Source organism: Bradyrhizobium sp. CCBAU 45384 (genome assembly GCF_028128665.1).
Taxonomy (GTDB): Bacteria; Pseudomonadota; Alphaproteobacteria; order Rhizobiales; family Xanthobacteraceae; genus Bradyrhizobium; species Bradyrhizobium manausense.
Genome location: NZ_LBIZ01000120.1, coordinates 744,465 through 762,035, shown reverse-complemented (window position 1 = coordinate 762,035; position 17,571 = coordinate 744,465). Strand labels below are relative to the sequence as shown.

Here is a 17,571-nt window from a genome sequence, read left to right as displayed (position 1 = left end):
GCCGGCTGAATCCGGCTGCCTTGCGCGGGCTTTGGGAAAAGGCCAGCTCAGGCAAATGCCTGGGCGGGGCCGGGTCTTCTCAGGCCCCGACCAGCGCCTTGGTCGTCGGCAGCAAGGTCTGCTGCACCACCAGCCCCCTGGCGCGGGCGTCCATGACACCGACGGCGCGCAGCGCCAGCAGCGTCACGGTCTGGACGGCGTCGCGCATCTTGACGGGATCTTCGAGATTGTCGGGCGCGAGCGGACCGACCAGGGCCTCATGCAGCGCACCCAGCAGCGCAGTTGCGGCGAGCGCCGTGTCCTGCGCCGGCAGATGGCCGGCGCGCACCGCGGCGTCGATCCGCGCGGCGATCTCGCCCGCGATCTCCCGGCGGCTGGCCAGCCTGGAGGCGCTGACATCGACATCGACAGGTTCAGCCAAAATGCCCCAGGCGAGGCGACGCTGCGACAGCGTATGGACCGCCACGGTGGTCACGGCCGCCGCCAGCGCCGAGGACGGTCCGGGCGCGGCATCGGCCGCCCGGCGGATGGCCGCGAGCTCGTCGCGGGAGACTTCCGAGATCAGTTCGGAGATCAGCTCGGCCTTGGAGGGGAAGTAGCGGTAGACGGTGCCGGCCGCCACATTGGCCCTGACGGCGACCGGCGCGATCTGCACCGCCGCCATGCCGCCTTCGGCTGCGGCTTCCCTTGCCGCCGCCAGGATGGCGCTGCGCCGAGCCGCAAGGCGCTTAACCACTTGATGCGTCCGCCGATAAACCATGGCGCGCTTCCTGTCCCACCACGCCTGCCGCACGCCCCGCGGCCGAACGCTTCGTCACTGAATTCGCTGCAAATCGCCCCGCAAGGACTGAACAACTATTCAGGGGGGATGACAAGCAGCAAAAGCGCTCACACGCGAAACGCTGCATTGCAAACCGCTCAAAGTGCGGGGAATCCATTGGTGAACGGCTAACCACACTTTTTACCGCGGTCTTAAAGGCGGTCGGTGACTGTCGCTGCGATCCAACCCGGTGCAGCATGCTCGACACGGACGCCAAGACCGCCTGGCAGCTCTTCCATTTGAACTGGCTTCCCATCGCGATCATGGGCGGCCTGCTGGCGCTCGGCCTATCCGTCACCGGCCTCAGGCTCGAGCCCGTCGCCTATGGCGTAACGCTGGCAATCGCCGCACTCTTCGTCGGCATCGCCTATCGCCACCGCATCGCCAAAGGCGATCTTGCCGATCCGAAGCTGATCTTCTCGCTTGGTACGATCGGCCAGGTGATTATCACCTGCGCGATCGTCGGGCCGCTCAGCTACGTCGCCGGCATCCTGGGCTTTCCGCTGCAGGACCAGGCGCTGCTCGCGATCGATCGCGCACTCGGCCTCGATCCCGAGCCGATCGCGCGCTTCGTCAACGATCACCCCTGGCTCGCCGACATCCTGTCGCGCAGCTACGGCCTGATCAAATGGCCCCTGCTGTTCGTCCCCGTCGTGCTGACGCTGACGGCGCGTTATGTGCGGCTGCAATTGTTCATGCTGGCAATGAGTCTTGGGCTTGCCGTCACCATCGCGATCTCGGCCCTCGTGCCGGCGATCGGCACCTATTACGGATTGCAATTGCCCGCGGCCCAAATCCCCGACATCAACACCGCGATCTACGCCGGACAGTTGCGCGATATCCTGGGCTTACGCGACGGCAGCCTTCACGAGCTGCGACTGTTCTTCCTGTCCGGCATCGTCTCGTTCCCGAGCTTCCATGCCGCATCGGCCGTGTTCTACATGTGGGCGCTGTGGCCGGTGCGGCGCATCGGCGGTCTTGCGGCCGCCCTCAACCTCATGATGATCGCTGCAACGCCTGTCATCGGCGCGCATTACATCGTCGACGTCGCTGGTGGTGTTGCGCTCGCGGCAGCTTCGATCTGGGCGGCGAAGGCCTATCTGGCGTGGATGAACCGCAGCGCGCGGGTCCCGGCAGCGCCGGCGGTGTGGCTGCCGAGTCTCGCGGAATAACGCGCAGATCAATCACAACCACAGCTCTCGTAGGGTGGGCAAAGGCGCGCAGCGCCGTGCCCACCATCTCTCCGCAAATACGCCAAGTGGCTGCCGCGTCCTCGTCATTGACGTTGTCGATATTGCGTGCCCGCCATCGACGGATGGTGGGCACGCTTCGCTTTGCCCACCCTACGAGACCTTCTGTGGCAGCCGAGTCTCGCGGAATCAAAGCGCGAGCGGCTGTGCGTCACGCCGCTATCAATCACAACAGCAGCTCTTGTAGGGTGGGCAAAGGCGCGCAGCGCCGTGCCCACCATCTCTCCGTAATTGCGGCAAGTGGCTGCCGCGTCCTCGTCCTTGCGAGCGTAGCGAAGCAATCCAGCAAGCCCTCCGCGGAGACAGTCTGGATTGCTCCGCTGCGCTCGCAATGACGCGGGGATGCACGTGCGGACAATCTACGTGACGTGGGCACGCTTCCGTCTTCGCTCTTCGAGCTAGGCCGGACAAGTCGCTTTGCCCACCCTACGAGAGCTGTTCAACTACACGGTCTTCAGTTCCGTCATCCTGAGGTGCGAGTGGCGCGATGCAAAGCATCGCGCCGGGAGCCTCGAAGGATGAACGGCCGGGATGCAGCCGGGCCGTCGCCCTTCGAGGCTCGCCGAAGAGGCGAGCACCTCAGGGTGACGGGACGATGACCGCGCTTGCTGATGATCCCGCACGCCCAATCGGCATAGGGGACGACTTTTGTAAAGTCGCTCCCCTGCCACACCACCCGGCATGCGGGTCCGCACCGGGCGGTTCGAGAAGTTGAGGTCATGAGAGTCGGGGCAGTCCGAGCTGGCTGGACCAGTCGAGGGTCAGCACGGCATTAAGGAGCTTGCCGCTGTTGCGCCACCAGCGTCGGCTGTTCGCCGCCACCTGTCGCGCCACATCCGGCTTGGCTCCAAGCGCCATCAGTTCCCTATACATGGTCTTGCCGCGTTTCCATTGCTTGAGCTGGGTGGCCCGCACCCGATGACGTAGCCACCCCCCCCCCCCCCCCCCCCCCCCCCCCCCCCCCCCCCCCCCCCCCCCCCCCCCCCCCCCCCCCCCCCCCCCCCCCCCCCCCCCCCCCCCCCCCCCCCCCCCCCCCCCCCCCCCCCCCCCCCCCCCCCCCCCCCCCCCCCCCCCCCCCCCCCCCCCCCCCCCCCCCCCCCCCCCCCCCCCCCCCCCCCCCCCCCCCCCCCCCCCCCCCCCCCCCCCCCCCCCCCCCCCCCCCCCCCCCCCCCCCCCCCCCCCCCCCCCCCCCCCCCCCCCCCCCCCCCCCCCCCCCCCCCCCCCCCCCCCCCCCCCCCCCCCCCCCCCCCCCCCCCCCCCCCCCCCCCCCCCCCACGTCTGGCAGACTGCGCCCGCCATTGCGGCTGGTCAGTTGCCTGATACGTTGCTTGAACGTCATCAGCGGCTTGACGGCGACGTTGCGCTTGATCACGCCGCCCGGGGCTACCCAAAAGCTGTAGCCTAGGAACTTGCGACCAAACACGCTGTCTACTGCACTCTTGGTCCCGTTGACCGTCAGGCGCAGCTTGCCGTAGAGCCGCCGAAGCAGCGCCATCACCCGCTCACCAGCCCTGCGGCTGCGAACGTAGACGTTCGCATCGTCGGCGTAGCGCACGAAGCAGTGGCCTCGACGTTCCAGCTCCCTATCCACTTCATCCAGCAAGACATTCGCCAGCAGCGGCGATAGTGGCCCGCCTTGCGGCGTGCCCATCATCCGCTGCTGAACCAGGCCATCGCTCATGATCCCGCTGTCCAGATACGCCCGGATCAACCGGATCACTCCGGGGTCTGCGATCCGTTGCTGAAGGCGGTCCATCAGGATGTCGTGGTTGACCCGGTCGAAGAACTTCTCCAGGTCAACGTCGACCACGATCCGGCGGCCCGATTGCACATATGACTGCGCCGCAAGAACGGCGTCATGTGCGTTTCGGCCCGGACGGAAGCCGTAGCTATGCTTGCTGAAGGTGGGATCGAGAATGGGCTGCAGCACTTGCAGCAGCGCCTGCTGGATCAACCGATCCGTCACCGTCGGAATGCCAAGCTCGCGCTCGCCACCCTCAGGCTTGGGGATCGTCACCCGACGCACCGGGCTGGGCCGGTACGTCCCCTGCAGCAGTTGTTCCCGGATGAGGGGCCACGCCGTGCGCATATGTTCGGCCGTCTGATCGATATCCAGACCATCGACACCGGCTGCGCCTTTGTTGGTCCTCACCCGTTGCCACGCTCGTTGCAGGTTCTCTCTCGTCAGCGCTGCCAATAGCAGCGCCGACCCCGTGCTTTGCCGTGCATGCCGCGGGCGGCGAGCTTCGTCGCTGCTCGAGGCCCACGCGGCTTCACCGCGTCCTTCCTCGAGCCGCCCTGCTTGCGCAGGCATCTGACGCGGTGCTCCCCACATCGGCATGGCGCCTAGCACTCCTCCTCGTTCGGTCCTTCACCGCCATATGCAGCTCCTCGCCGCATCGCCAGCTACTACGACCTCTGCTGACTCCTTGCTCCGGCTCGACACCGTCGCCCTTTCAGGCGTGAGGCAAGGTCTCCCCAGGTAAGAACGCACTCCTTCACTGCACGACCGCCGGATTTACGCCGCCTCCCTTTGATCACGAGAGCTTCGCGGCTCATTGCCCGCTCGCCCCGGTCGGCAGCGCCTTCTATCCGGTTCTTGTTCATCGGCCCGCAGCTTCGATCCACGCTTCCTCCCCACCTTCGGTCGCCCTCATGCAGTTGCGCTTCACTTCGCTCGCCGTGATCAGCCCACGATGGGACTTCCACCCATAAGAGTGCGCCCATGCTGGGCGCACAACGAAAAGAGCCCCGTCCGAGGACGGGGCTCTGAGCTCTGAATTCGTCTCTGGCTTACTTGAGGCTGGTCGAGATCGAGCCGAACTTGGTGTTCAGGGTCGAGCCGAGGTTGTTGACGACGGTGATGATCGCCAGCGCGATGCCGGCGGCGATCAGGCCGTATTCGATGGCGGTGGCGCCGGATTCGTCCTTCACGAAACGCGAAACGAGGTTCTTCATAGACTGCTCCAAAAAGTACACGAGGCTTCAACTGGTCTGGTCTGGTTTCTTCGGCTTCCCAGCGCCGCCCGACCATGGAACTGAACGTAGAGGCAAAGACTTGCGTCGCAGTTAATTCGACTGCGTAAACCGGGAACAAATGGCATGTATTGGCCGATAGTAAACCGAAATTGAAAACAACCGGTTAAATTGCGCCGACGCAAAAATAGTGATCGAGACGATTTACTCGAAAGTTATGACCGCCATGGTCCAATGCCGCCCGCTCGGCCAAGACACCCAAGAAAACACACCCAAGAACAAGACGAGGCGGCATGTCGCTTTCCTTCACCAACAGCATCGCCGTGCAGAGCCGCGCGCGAGCGCTGGTGCCGCTGTGTGTCGGCGCGGGCGCCTATCTCTTCTTCCTTTATGTCGGCGACACGCTGCTTCAGGACTCCGACTCGTTCTGGCAGATCAAGATCGGACAGTGGATCCTCGACTACCACGCCCTGCCCTATACCGACTTCTATTCCTTCACGCGGCCAGGCGAGCCCTGGATCTCGACGTCCTGGCTGTCGCAAATTCTGTACGCCATCACTTTCGCGCAATGGGACTGGGCCGGCCCTGTCATCCTCACCGCACTTGCGATTGCGGCGTCAGTTGCGATCTTTGTCTATCTGCTCGACGCCCATCTCGAAATTCCGCGCTCGGTGCTGTTCGCGATGCTGGCGGTGCTGCTGTCGCTGCATCACATCCTGACGCGGCCCCATATGCTGGCGCTGCCGGTGATGATCGCCTGGGTCGGCATTCTCATGAATGCGGCCGACCGCAAGGTCACGCCGTCCTGGGCGTGGCTGCCGCTGATGTCGCTGTGGGCGAACCTGCATGGCGGCTTCGTGTTGGGCCTCATGCTGATCGGCCCGATGGCGTTAGAGGCGATCTGGACGCTGGATTCGGCCAGGCAGATCCGCCTGCTCGCGCGCTGGTTCCTGTTCGGTGTCGCCGCGATGATCGCTGCCTGCGTCACGCCCTATGGCTGGCGCACGCTGCTGGGCGCGACCAACATCCTCAATCTCGGCGAATTGCTGACGGTCATCTCGGAATGGATGCCGGCGAATTTCGCCTCGTTCTCCGCGTTCGAAGGCGCGATCCTCGGCCTGATCGCGATCGGCCTGTTTCGCGGACTGACGCTGTCGCCGCCGCGCATTCTCCTGGTCCTGCTGTTCACCTGGATGGGGCTGACCCATGTCAGGAGCATCGAGGCCTTTGCCTTCCTGGTGCCGCTGGCGCTGGCAAAGCCGCTCGGCGAAAAGTCGCCGCTGCCGCGAGCTCCGCAAGATACTGAGCGGGGCAACGAGAGCCCGGCGGCGCGCTATGTCACTGTCATGGGCGCGCTGATGATCGCAGCCGCGGCCTGGACCTCGACCTCGGTCTACATGTCGCATCACCGCTTCACCTTCACGATGGACCAGACGCCAGTTACCGCCGTCGATCTGCTGCAGCAGCGCAAGGCGCAGCGCATCTTCAATGCCTACCAGTTCGGCGGCTATTTGATCTCGCGCGACATCCCTGTTTTCGTCGACGGCCGCGCCGAGCTCTATGGCGAAAAGTTCGTGATGGACTTCTTCAGGGCGATCGAGGTCAAGAAGCTCGATAATTTGACGCGGCTGCTCGAAGAGTACAAGATCGACGCCACGCTGCTGGTCGCCGACAGCCCCGCCGCCCAGGTGCTCGATCATATCAAGGGCTGGAAACGGCTCTATGCCGACAACATCGCCGTGATCCATGTGCGGGATGACGAGGCGAGTGCGGGCAACGCGCCGATGTCCACGCACTCAAATTGAGACGCCGGACAATGTCGCCGCCACGATCGACCACAGAGCCGAAGCCTGCGATCGTACTCGCGATCGTCTGGGCAATGATCGTGGTCGCGCTCGGACTTCCCGCGATCAAGACCGGTGTGTTCGACACGCTGTCGACCGACGACGCCCTGCGTCTGGTCGAGGTGCGTGATCTTCTGGCCGGCCAGGGCTGGTTCGACCTGACCCAATACCGGCTCGACCCGCCCGGAATTGCCATGCACTGGTCCCGCGTCGTCGATGCGCCCCTGGCCGTGCTGATCCTCGTGTTGCGCCCGCTGCTCGGCCAGCATCTTGCCGAAGTGCTGACGCTGGTGCTGTGGCCGTCGCTGCTGATGGGCGCGGCGCTATGGCTCGCAGCGACGATCGCAGGCCAGGCCTGCGCCCCTGAAGACAGGAAGCGGGCACAGCTTGCGGCGATTGTGGTCACGGCGCTGTCGATCCCCGCCCTGATCCACTTCCGGGCCGGCGCGATCGACCATCACAACCTGCAGATCGTGCTGCTGCTCGGCTTCGTGCTCTGCATCTGTGATCTGGAACACCGTGCGGACAGGGCAGCTTTGGCCGGGTTGTGCGGCGCGCTTTCGCTGGCGGTCGGATTGGAAATGCTGCCTGCCATCGCCATGGCGAGCGCGGCCGTTGTGGGGCTGCTGGTGTGGAAAGGCACTGACGTCCTGCGCCCCGCCTGCGCCTTTGGTGCGGGCCTTGCCGGGTCCTCGCTGCTGCTGGCGCTGCTGCTGCTGCCGATGAACAGTCTCAGCAGGCCGGTCTGCGATGCCTTCGGCGGGCCTATTCTGCTGTTGTGTGCGGGCGGCGGCGTCGCCCTGCTCGCGGTTGCCGGTGTTGCCCGCATGCGCGACGGCGTGTGGACGCGATTCGCGGCGAGCGGGATTGCCGGTGCGCTCCTGCTCGGCGCATTCTACAGATCGTACCCAAGCTGCGTTGCGTCGCCCTATGCGCAGGTCGACCCCCTGCTCGTCAGCTTCTGGCTTGGCCGCGTCGTCGAGACCATGTCGGTGAGCGAACTGGCACAGATGCAGCCGCAAAAGCTGCTCGGCTATTACGCGTTTCCAATGCTGACGCTCGGCCTGTGCACGGCCGCCATGATCGGCTGCACGCCGCAAATGCGCTTTCGCTGGATCGTCTCGACCATCACGCTCGCGGCGCTGTTCGGCGAGAGCCTGTGGGAATTGCGCGGCGCCGCTGCCGCCAACATCGTCGCCGCCCCGCTATGCGTCGCCGGAACTGTCCGGCTTCGCACTGAAATCGTCGCCGGTTGGCGGCTGGTCCGCGTCGCGCTGCTGCTGTCGCCCGCCACGCTTGGCGGCATCGGCCTTGCGGTCTGGCCGGCGTTCGCCGCCGGCACAGGCGGACCCAAGATCGCGATGCCCGATCCCGGGGCGTCCTGCCAGACCATCTCCAGCGCCGCAGCGCTCGCCGACCTGCCGCCCGGACGGATGATGGCGCCGATCGATTCCGGTCCTGCGATCCTGGCCGCGACGGAACACGCCGTCTTCGCTGGTCCCTATCACCGCAACAATGACGGCAACCTCGCCATGGTGCACGCGATGACAGCAGCACCTGAGGCCGCCCACGACATGCTGCGCGCCCGGCAAGTCGACTATATCCTGACCTGCAACGGCTCCTTCGACCAGGAGGATCTCGTCCGCATCGCGCCGGAGGGTCTTGCCGCACATCTCGGCCGCGGTGAAGCTCCGGACTATCTGGAGCCGGTGCAGGCCGTGTCGAAACCGGGCTGGACTATCTGGCGCCTGCGCAAGTAAGGGAGCGCGAAGCGCCGCCCGATGACAGGCTCCGCGCAATCCGGGGCCTTCTCTAAAGTACCAATCCCGGATTACGCTGCGCACCATCCGGGCTACCTCAGCTGGCCCGAAGCAAACGGTGTCATGAAGAATCCGGACGCCATCGCCGTCATCGTCTCAGCGCTCCGCCACGTCCATGGTGACGACATCGCGCGCATGATGCTGGTCGAAGGCATGAGCCTCGCCAATCTGATCGATGCGATGTTTTCGGCGCCCCTGACGCACCGGGAGGCCGTTCGGGCGATCACCGACGGGCTCGATGATTTCGTCATCACGCCGGACCTGGGGCTGATCTGGCACCTGAAATATGTCTACGGGGACCACTCCCTGCACGTCGTGGACCTCGAGATTGCAACGCCTGACGGTACGCTGGCGAGCCGGGACGTCTGGCTTCGTCTGGCATCGTGAATGCGGAGCCGGTGCTGTGCGGAAACCTGGGCCCCCCGGCTGACTCGGCCCCGGCTCTGCGGAGCGGACTTCGCGCCGCACCGCGTCCGGGGCACGAGAGCTGGCGACCATATGCCTTCAGGCGTGTCGACCACCCTATGATAGCGGAGTTGTTTCGCGAGCTTTGCCCCCTCAATTCCCCGTCTGCAACTCGCCAAAGCGCTCCCAGGTCTTGCCGTTGAAGCGCATGAACTGCATCTGGTCGACCGGGACGTGGTCGGTCGCGCTGGTGTTGATCTTGATGCCGGGGAGCAGCATCGGCAGTTCGAGGTCGTGAATCGAAAATGCCTGCTTCAGGATGTTCTCGGTCGACAGATCGTCGGCGCAGGCTTTCAGCACGGCCTCCAGCGCCATCGCGCTGTTATAGGCATTGACGTAGTTGGTATCGTGCTGGTCGGCTTCAGGCACATACTTCGTCATGAAGTCGCGCCAGGCCTTGACGCCGGGATCGTCCTTCCAGGCGGGATCATCGGGGTCCTTCACATAGGCCGTGGAGAGAATGCCGGTGCCGGCTTCGACGCCGGCAGGCTCCATCACGGTCGAGATCCAGACCGCGACGTTGGACAGGAAGGTCATGGGACGCCAGCCGATCTCGAAGGACTTGCGGATCGCTTGCGCCGCGAATTTCGGCGTCGCCGCGATCACGAACACGTCGGCGCCAGAGGCTTTCAGCTTGACGATCTGGGAATCGATGGTCGGATCCTGGATTTCATAGGTCGCGACGGTGACGACGGAATCGTATTTCTCGCCAAGCACGTCCTTGAGGCCGGCGAGATAGTCGCGGCCATAATCGTCGTTCTGCGAGATCACGGCAAATTTCGCGTTCGGGTTTTTCGCCAACGCATAGCGCGCATAGAGCCGCGCCTCGTAGCGGAACGGCGCCTGCACGCCCATGGTCGCCTGCGGATATTGCGCGATGTCGGCGAATTTCGAGGCCCCGGACGCGAGGAAAAGCTGCGGGATGTTCTTGGCTTGGAGATATTTCGCGATCGCCGTGTTGTGGGCCGTACCGATCGAGGAGAAGATCAGCGCGACCTCGTCGCTCTCCACCAGGCGCCGCGTCTGCTCGACCGATTTCGGCGGTGCGTAGCTGTCGTCGAGCGAGATCAGATTGACCTTGCGGCCGTTGATGCCGCCCTTGTCGTTCAGCATCTTGAAATAGCCGACCTCGCCCTTGCCGAGCGCGCCAAAGGCGGAGACCGGCCCGCTATAGGGCATGGTCTGGCCGATCCTGATCTCGGTTGCGGTGACGCCGCGCATCTCGGCGGCGAGCGACAAGGTTGGCGCTAGCAGGATTGAAACGGCGCCAAGCGCGCCCAACGCAGCCACGAAGCGCATCGGTCTGCCCTCCCCTTTGTCGGCGCGATCACTCCGCGCCTTTGTTTGAGGCCGAGCATGTCACGACGGTCGCCTCGCTGCCAAGACCCATTCGCGGCTGGGGGGTCTCGTGTCCCGGACGCGCCGCAACGCGAGAGCGTTGCTGCGGCTCTGCGGCGTACCACGAGCGCAGATATCGTAGGGTGGGCAAAGCGCAAGCGTGCCCACCACCTGTCGCGACTGGCGAGAGATGGTGGGCACGGCGCAAGGGCGCCTTTGCCCACCCTACGAAACTGCCTTTGTTGCTGGCACACTGCATCAACACCGTCATTGCGTGCGGGATAGCACGCCCGCGCTCATCCTCGGTGTCATTCCCCACGAAAGCGGGGAATCCAGTACGACAGCGAGTGTGCGGGAACGCGGGTGCCACGAGCTCGTCATTGCGAGCGCAGATATCGTAGGGTGGGCAAAGCGCAAGCGTGCCCACCACCTGTCCCGACTGGCGAGAGATGGTGGGCACGGCGCAAGGGCGCCTTTGCCCACCCTACGGGACTGCCTTTGTTGCGCGCCCGCGAGGCCGTTCGCGAGCGCGGTCTCGCGCACCAGGGCTTCGGTGACGTCGGTCGCAACACCCGACGCCTTCTTCGGCCAGGACGCCCAGATCATGCCGTCGGGCGCGATCGCCTTGCGGTAGTTGCGCAGCTTGGCGGCGAGGCCTTTGGCCTCGGCCGCGAAGAGATGCACCATGTCGAGCGGTGGCTTGGCCGTGTTGGCGATGCTCACGCCATCAGGGAGATCGCCGACGACGTTGCGATAGGGTGCGCCGAGGCCGTCCACAAAAATGCAAAAGCCCGGCTTGATGCCGAGCTTTTGCACTAACGGTTTGCCGGAATATCCGGCCATGGCCGAAGCGTTACGCCTGCGGCTGCGGCTCCAGGCCGGGATCCGGATCGGGACGCGGGCGCGACTTGCCGGCCGGGGGCACAGCGGAGGCGCGCGGCGTGGCCGGCTCCAGCACGGACTCGCGGTTCGGCTTCTTGCCCTTGAGCAGGTCGACGATCTCGTCGCCAGAGAGCGTTTCGAACTCGAGCAGGCCCTTGGCCAGCGCTTCGAGGTCGGCGCGCTTCTCGGTGAGGATGCGGGTCGCTTCCTTGTAGCCTTCCTCGACCAGGCGGCGGATCTCGGAGTCGATCTTCTGCACGGTCGCCTCGGACGCATTCTGCGTGCGCGAGACCGACATGCCCAGGAACACCTCGTCCTGGTTCTCGCCATAGGAGACGGTGCCGAGCTCTTCCGACAGGCCCCAGCGCGTCACCATCATCCGGGCAAGGCGCGTGGCCTGCTCGATGTCGGAGGCCGCACCCGAGGTCACCTTATCGCGGCCGAAGATCAGCTCTTCGGCGACACGGCCACCCATCATGATGGCGAGGCGCGAGGTCATCTGCTCCAGGGACATCGACAGCTTGTCGCGCTCGGGCAGCTGCATGACCATGCCGAGCGCACGGCCGCGCGGGATGATGGTCGCCTTGTGGATCGGATCGGTGGCGGGCACGTTGAGGCCGACGATGGCGTGGCCGCCCTCGTGATAGGCCGTCAACAGCTTCTCTTCCTCGGTCATGACGAGCGACTTGCGCTCGGCGCCCATCATCACCTTGTCCTTGGCTTCCTCGAACTCGGCCTGGGTCACCATGCGCTTGTTGCGGCGCGCAGCGGTGAGTGCGGCTTCGTTCACAAGATTCATCAGGTCGGCGCCGGAGAAACCGGGCGTGCCGCGCGCGATGGTCTTGAGGTTGATATCGGGCGCCAGCGGGACTTTACGAACATGAACTTTGAGGATCTGCTCGCGGCCGACGACGTCGGGATTGGGCACCACGACCTGGCGGTCGAAGCGGCCCGGACGCAGCAGCGCGGGATCGAGCACATCAGGGCGGTTGGTGGCGGCGATCAGGATCACGCCCTCGTTCGCCTCGAAGCCGTCCATCTCGACCAGCAACTGGTTCAGCGTCTGCTCGCGCTCGTCATTGCCGCCGCCGAGACCGGCGCCGCGGTGACGACCGACCGCATCGATTTCGTCGATGAAGATGATGCAGGGCGCGTTCTTCTTGGCCTGCTCGAACATGTCGCGGACACGCGAGGCGCCGACGCCGACGAACATCTCGACGAAATCCGAACCCGAAATGGTGAAGAACGGCACGTTGGCTTCGCCCGCGACCGCGCGCGCGATCAGCGTCTTACCGGTGCCGGGAGGGCCGACCAGCAGCACGCCGCGCGGAATGCGGCCGCCGAGGCGCTGGAATTTGCCGGGGTCGCGCAAGAACTCCACGATCTCCTGCAGGTCCTGCTTGGCCTCGTCGACGCCGGCGACGTCCTCGAAGGTGACGCGGCCATGCGCCTCGGTCAGCATCTTCGCACGCGACTTGCCGAAGCCCATCGCCTTGCCGGCGCCGCCCTGCATCTGGCGGGACAGGAAGATCCAGACGCCGATCAGCGCGATGAAGGGCAGCCAGGAGACCAGCAGCGAGACGAACCACGGCACGTTGTCGCCCGGCGGCTTCGCGGTGATCTGCACCTTGCTGTCATAGAGGCGCTTCACCAGCGTCGGATCGTTCGGCGCATAGGTCTGGAAGCTCGAGCCGTTGGTGAAGGTGCCGTGGATGTCCGGCCCCTGGATCACGACATCGCGGACATGGCCCTGGTCGACCTCGCTCAACAGCTGCGAGAAGGCGATGTCCTGCGAGGACGTGCGCTGACCCGGATTCTGGAAGAGCGTGAACAACGCCAACAGCAGCAAAACAATGATGACCCAGAGGGCGAAATTGCGCAGATTGGCGTTCATCGATCTTCCTTCGTGGTCGCGCGGATCGCGGCCTGATCCTTGGGGCAATCAGAGGAAATCCCCAAGGAATCCTCATCGTTAGACGCATACAATTTAGGTGCCGCCCCGGTCGCTGCCAAGGGAACGAGATGGGACTATTTATCCCATCTTAGGGCGATTCCCGCTGAAATAATGGCATCAAGGCCGGGGTTTTTCCTGCCTGGTTAAGGTGTCCTGACGGCAGACCAGGCAAATGACCGGTGTCATGATCCGCCCTCATCTGCCCGCGGGCCCACTCTTAGGCCCGCTCTTGGGCCCACTCTTGGGTCCACTCTTGGACCGCCGGGCCGGCGCAGGCGCGATGTGGATACGCCCCCCGGCAAGGCTGATCAAGGCTCCCGCAAGGGTCTGTTTGAGAAGGGTCTGCTTGAAAAGGGTCTGCTTCAAGATGGCACGGCCATTTGCGGGTGCATGCCGCCCCGCGCCCATCGCCTGATCGAGCGCGGCCAGCAGGGTCTCGACCTTGCCGAGTTCCGCCGGCCCTTCGTGCCCGAGCGCGTCGATGGCTCGCAACAAGAGCCGCAGCCGGACTTCCTCCGGCAGGGCGGCGAAGGCCTCTGCTTCGTAGGAGGTTTCGGCCTCAAAACTGCGAACGCCCGGCTGCTTCTGTCGGCTGCGATCCCGCAAGGCGAGGAAGCGCTCGGCACCATCGGTCAGCACCTCGACCGCGGCGTTGGCGCGGGCGAGCCGCGCCGACAGCCGCACCAAGGTCCTGGCATCGCCGCCCTCGGCGGCAAGCTGCGGCAGCAGCGCGCGCAGCCGCGGGCGCGTGAAGGCCATGTCGTGGTTGGTGGGATCTTCAGCGAAGCCGATCCCGGCCCGCTTCAGGGTTGCGATCAGTTGCGATTTCGGAACATCGAGCAGCGGGCGCGCCAGCACGAGGCCGTCGCGCGCGGTGAGGCGCGCCATCGCCGACAATCCGGCGATGCCGCTGCCGCGGCAGAGCCGCATCAGCAGCGTCTCGGCCTGGTCGTCGCGGGTGTGCGCAGTCAGCACGTGGCTGGCACCGGCAGCGCGTGCGGCCTGCGCCAGCAGGCGATAGCGGGCTTCGCGCGCGGCGGCGGGCAATCCTGCCTTCGGCTTGGCGCCGCGCCAGCGCAGGGTGCGGTGTGCAAGGCCAAGTTCCGTGGCGAGCCGCTTGACCTCGCGCGCTTCGCGCGCCGCCTCCTTGCGCAGGCCATGATCGACGGTGACGACGGTAAGCTCGGGGCCGCGGGCGAGGCTGCGCCGCCAGCGCGCCGCCAGCCACATCAGCGCGACCGAATCGGGTCCGCCCGAGACCGCGAGCACCAGCGCCGGCGCGGCTTTCAGCTCGGCGAAGAGCTGCCTCGCCGCGCGCGCGGAGATCGGAGAATTGTCGTGGTCTGACATGACGCGGCCCGGCAATCGCCAGACCGGTTTAGCGCAATCGCGGCCGCGTTGTCAGCGCGCAAACGACGCGCGTCAGCACTTCACCCGCTTCTGCTCGCGGTCGACGGCGGCCTTCACGCCGGCGGAGGCACGCGGATATTTGCGGCCGACCTCGCCGAAGGCGGCGCAGGCGGCTTCCTTCTCCTTCAGCGCGGCGAGCGACTGGCCGAGCCGCAACAGCGCATCCGGCGCCTTGGCCGACTTGTCGTATTTGGTGGTGACGGCGAGGAAGGCCTCGGCGGAATCGCGATATTGCTGGCGCTGGAAATAGCTTTCGCCGAGCCAGTATTGCGCGTCCCCGAGCAGCGGGTCTCCAGGGTATTTCGCGGCAAAATTCTTCATCGTCTGCTCGGCGAGCGCGTAGTCCTTGCGCTGCATGTAGCCGATGCCGAGGTCGAACTCGTCGCGGGGCGTCGCCGAGGGCGGCAGGGTCGCGAGCGCCGGACCACCGGCCCGCGCGGGATAGCCCTGCTGGGCCGGCGGATAACCGGGCTGCGCGGGAGCTGCTGCTTGCGGGTATTGCCCGCCATTGTTGGAGAGATCGAGCGGCGCACCTGATGGCATCGGCTGCTGGCCGCCGCCAAGCGCACGCGGCGCACCGGGCGCATTCGGGCTCTGGCTCGGGTCGAATGCATCGCCGCGGCGGCGCGTGCCGGGAGCACTTGAGCCAGCACCTGCGCCCGGCTGCTCCTGAACGATCGGCGCGGGTGCCGCAATCTGGGGCTGCTGGTAATTCGGTTGCTGGTAGTTCGGCTGCTGCACCGCCTGTTGCTGCGGCGGCTGACGATAGGGAGGGGTGACCTGCGCGGGCGGAACGCCCGCGACATTGGGCTGCGCCGGTGCCTGCCCGGGCGCAGCACCTTGCGCGCCGCCCTCGAGCTGCCGGATCCGATCCTCGAGCTGGCGGTTGCGATATTGCAGCTCTTCGTTCTGGCCGGTGAGCTGGCGCAGCTGGTTCTCCAGCCGCTCGATCCGCATCTCGGGATCATCGTCGGTCTGCGCGAATACGGGCGCGGACAAAGAGAGCAGCGCGGCCAATGCCACGATGCCGGTAATTCCCTTGGATCTGGATGACATTTTGCCCTGACGACGAAAACAAGATCTGCGATGGAACGCGCGAGGCGCGACACATTCAAACGCACTACGCCAAAAATGTGACTTGCACCACGCCGTTTCGGTCACAGTTGGCTGAAACGAAACCGGCGCCCGTGAGGGCGCCGGCATATTCGGTTTGCACAGATGAACAGCGGCTGACCGGCGTCAGGAGCTCGCGTTCAGCACGGTCACAGCACGGCGGTTCTGCGACCAGCAGGAGATGTCGTTACACACGGCCACGGGGCGCTCCTTGCCGTAGGAGATCGTGCGCATGCGATTCGGATCGATCCCGCGCGAGGCGAGGAAGGAGCGCACCGACTGGGCACGGCGGGCGCCGAGCGCGATGTTGTATTCGCGGGTGCCGCGCTCGTCGGCGTGACCTTCGATGGTGAAGGAGTAGCGCGGATAGGTCTGCAGCCACTGCGCCTGCTTTTCCAGGGTCACGATCGCCTGCGGGGTCAGATCGGTCTGGTCGCTCTCGAAGAACACGCGGTCGCCCACGTTCACCACGAAATCCTGCTGGCTGCCTGGGGTCGCCGCGCTCGCATTGGCGTCCAGACCTGCGTTGGTTTTGGCGCACGCACCCATCGACAGCGCGATGGCAACCACCGCGGCCAGCTTCAATCCCTGGAGGATACGCATAGGATATTTCATTCCGGAGCCTCCACGCTCACGTTCGTCCACTGCTGTCCGGTCTACAGGGGGTTGGTTAAGCGAACGTTCCGTCAACCTTATCGGAACCTTGCCTCAGCCGGTCAAATGCCCCCAACCAGCGAAAAGCACCCATTGTGGTTAATGGGTTGTAAATGTGGCGCGAGGGTGAAAGCAAGCCGCGTTGACAGGCAAATCGCCGAATTCCGGGCCTTTACGGGCTCCGGCGGGCTGCGCGAGGCGCCATTAGGGTCGGAACCAGCGCCGGTCAGACCAGGCCAGCGGGACTGAGCGGCGCTTGAACGAGCACCGGCCGGGCCACGGCCTGGGGCTGGCTCTTGCGCTCGAACAGCATGCGCCGCTCGAACGCGCTCGAGCGCATGATGGGAAAGCGCGTCAGGATCTTTTCCCGGACCTTGGGGTAGTCCGATGCCATCAGCACCGCCTTCTTGGTCGGCCAGCCCGGAAACCCGCGCGGCTCGGTCAAAGTCTCGGACAGGAACACGCTCCGATAGAACGCCTGATGATCGACGCGCACCATCGAAAGCCCCACATCGGCATTGAAATGCTCGCAAGCGATGAACGGCAGCCGGACCGTGAGATAAGGCAGCTCCGGGAAACGTTGCTGCATTCCGGAATCAGCAACAAATCGACACGGATCGATAAAAACCTCGCCGCGATCGAGGCGGGGATGCAGCACGTCGCCGAACACCTCGGTCGTGTAGGACATCCGCCACTCGGAGGTCAGAACGTGGATGCGGACGGAGCTGCACAGTTCGTCGTCGACATAGACGCCGAAATTCCAGACATTCGGCGCGTCGTCGAAACGGTCGGTCACGCGCTGTGATTCCGACGGCGGGATCAGTCCGGCCTGCAGATAGGCGCGATAACGCATCTGGTGCAGGCGATCGCGATCCTCGGGTGTCTCGATGAGGCGGTAGTCGGTGCGCTCGAAGAGCGCCGCTCCGCGCGGGCGAAGCGGCTTGTGCGGTTCGGCCGCGGACTTCATTAATAACCTCTACGCTGCAAGCAACTTCTGCGAGTTATCAAAGATTAAAGGTTCATTAATACAATTGCAAAGGGTTAG

Annotated in this window: 15 protein-coding genes; 4 read left to right on the top strand and 11 right to left on the bottom strand. The window is 65.4% G+C overall.

Features of this window, described 5'->3' with window-relative positions; all coding sequences use genetic code 11:
* Positions 1 to 79 precede the first annotated feature (79 nt).
* On the bottom strand, positions 80 to 760 hold the full coding sequence (locus XH80_RS43335) for a TetR/AcrR family transcriptional regulator (RefSeq protein ID WP_200469738.1): 681 nt from the start codon (positions 758 to 760) through the stop codon (positions 80 to 82).
* A gap of 257 nt (positions 761 to 1,017) precedes the next feature.
* On the opposite strand from XH80_RS43335, the gene XH80_RS43330 reads away from it, so the two are divergent.
* Positions 1,018 to 1,992 (top strand): phosphatase PAP2 family protein, encoded by a 975-nt coding sequence (locus XH80_RS43330; RefSeq protein ID WP_271603894.1) that lies wholly within the window; start codon positions 1,018 to 1,020, stop codon positions 1,990 to 1,992.
* A 795-nt stretch (positions 1,993 to 2,787) separates the two neighbouring features.
* Here XH80_RS43330 and XH80_RS43325 read toward each other — a convergent pair.
* The 3 genes from XH80_RS43325 to XH80_RS43315 form a co-directional block, all read right to left on the bottom strand.
* On the bottom strand, positions 2,788 to 2,943 hold the full coding sequence (locus tag XH80_RS43325; protein WP_271603893.1) for a hypothetical protein: 156 nt from the start codon (positions 2,941 to 2,943) through the stop codon (positions 2,788 to 2,790).
* Entirely contained in the window at positions 2,936 to 4,384 is a 1,449-nt protein-coding gene (gene ltrA, locus XH80_RS43320; RefSeq protein ID WP_271603970.1) for a group II intron reverse transcriptase/maturase, read from the bottom strand. The genes XH80_RS43325 and ltrA overlap by 8 nt, the downstream gene beginning before the upstream one ends.
* Positions 4,385 to 4,863: 479 nt before the next feature.
* Positions 4,864 to 5,028, bottom strand: a complete 165-nt coding sequence (locus tag XH80_RS43315) for a Flp family type IVb pilin (RefSeq protein ID WP_057757281.1) — start codon at positions 5,026 to 5,028, stop codon at positions 4,864 to 4,866.
* A 311-nt stretch (positions 5,029 to 5,339) separates the two neighbouring features.
* Between XH80_RS43315 and XH80_RS43310 the strand changes: the two genes are divergently transcribed.
* From XH80_RS43310 to XH80_RS43300, 3 genes are all read left to right on the top strand, one after another.
* Positions 5,340 to 6,851 carry a hypothetical protein gene (locus XH80_RS43310; protein WP_271603892.1) on the top strand — a complete coding sequence of 504 codons (1,512 nt, stop codon included), beginning with the start codon at positions 5,340 to 5,342 and terminating at the stop codon, positions 6,849 to 6,851.
* Positions 6,852 to 6,862: 11 nt separating this feature from the next.
* Complete coding sequence (locus XH80_RS43305) at positions 6,863 to 8,650, top strand: hypothetical protein (RefSeq protein ID WP_271603891.1); 1,788 nt, start codon at positions 6,863 to 6,865, stop codon at positions 8,648 to 8,650.
* 123 nt (positions 8,651 to 8,773) lie between these two features.
* Positions 8,774 to 9,097 carry a hypothetical protein gene (locus tag XH80_RS43300; RefSeq protein ID WP_271603890.1) on the top strand — a complete coding sequence of 108 codons (324 nt, stop codon included), beginning with the start codon at positions 8,774 to 8,776 and terminating at the stop codon, positions 9,095 to 9,097.
* A 171-nt stretch (positions 9,098 to 9,268) separates the two neighbouring features.
* On the opposite strand, the gene XH80_RS43295 is transcribed toward XH80_RS43300, so the two are convergent.
* The 7 genes from XH80_RS43295 to XH80_RS43265 form a co-directional block, all read right to left on the bottom strand.
* On the bottom strand, positions 9,269 to 10,474 hold the full coding sequence (locus XH80_RS43295) for an ABC transporter substrate-binding protein (protein ID WP_271603889.1): 1,206 nt from the start codon (positions 10,472 to 10,474) through the stop codon (positions 9,269 to 9,271).
* Between the two features lie 306 nt (positions 10,475 to 10,780).
* Positions 10,781 to 11,356 carry a hypothetical protein gene (locus tag XH80_RS43290; RefSeq protein ID WP_271603888.1) on the bottom strand — a complete coding sequence of 192 codons (576 nt, stop codon included), beginning with the start codon at positions 11,354 to 11,356 and terminating at the stop codon, positions 10,781 to 10,783.
* A 10-nt stretch (positions 11,357 to 11,366) separates the two neighbouring features.
* Positions 11,367 to 13,289, bottom strand: coding sequence for an ATP-dependent zinc metalloprotease FtsH (ftsH, locus tag XH80_RS43285; protein WP_220003307.1), 1,923 nt, complete (start codon positions 13,287 to 13,289; stop codon positions 11,367 to 11,369).
* 255 nt (positions 13,290 to 13,544) lie between these two features.
* Positions 13,545 to 14,699, bottom strand: a complete 1,155-nt coding sequence (gene tilS / locus XH80_RS43280) for a tRNA lysidine(34) synthetase TilS (protein WP_271603887.1) — start codon at positions 14,697 to 14,699, stop codon at positions 13,545 to 13,547.
* 72 nt (positions 14,700 to 14,771) lie between these two features.
* Positions 14,772 to 15,815: a tol-pal system protein YbgF gene (gene ybgF, locus XH80_RS43275; protein ID WP_271603886.1), complete on the bottom strand. Its 1,044-nt coding sequence runs from the start codon at positions 15,813 to 15,815 to the stop codon at positions 14,772 to 14,774.
* 183 nt (positions 15,816 to 15,998) lie between these two features.
* Complete coding sequence (gene pal / locus XH80_RS43270) at positions 15,999 to 16,487, bottom strand: peptidoglycan-associated lipoprotein Pal (RefSeq protein ID WP_057759160.1); 489 nt, start codon at positions 16,485 to 16,487, stop codon at positions 15,999 to 16,001.
* A 265-nt stretch (positions 16,488 to 16,752) separates the two neighbouring features.
* Positions 16,753 to 17,493 (bottom strand): N-acyl amino acid synthase FeeM domain-containing protein, encoded by a 741-nt coding sequence (locus XH80_RS43265; protein WP_271603885.1) that lies wholly within the window; start codon positions 17,491 to 17,493, stop codon positions 16,753 to 16,755.
* Positions 17,494 to 17,571: the final 78 nt, after the last annotated feature.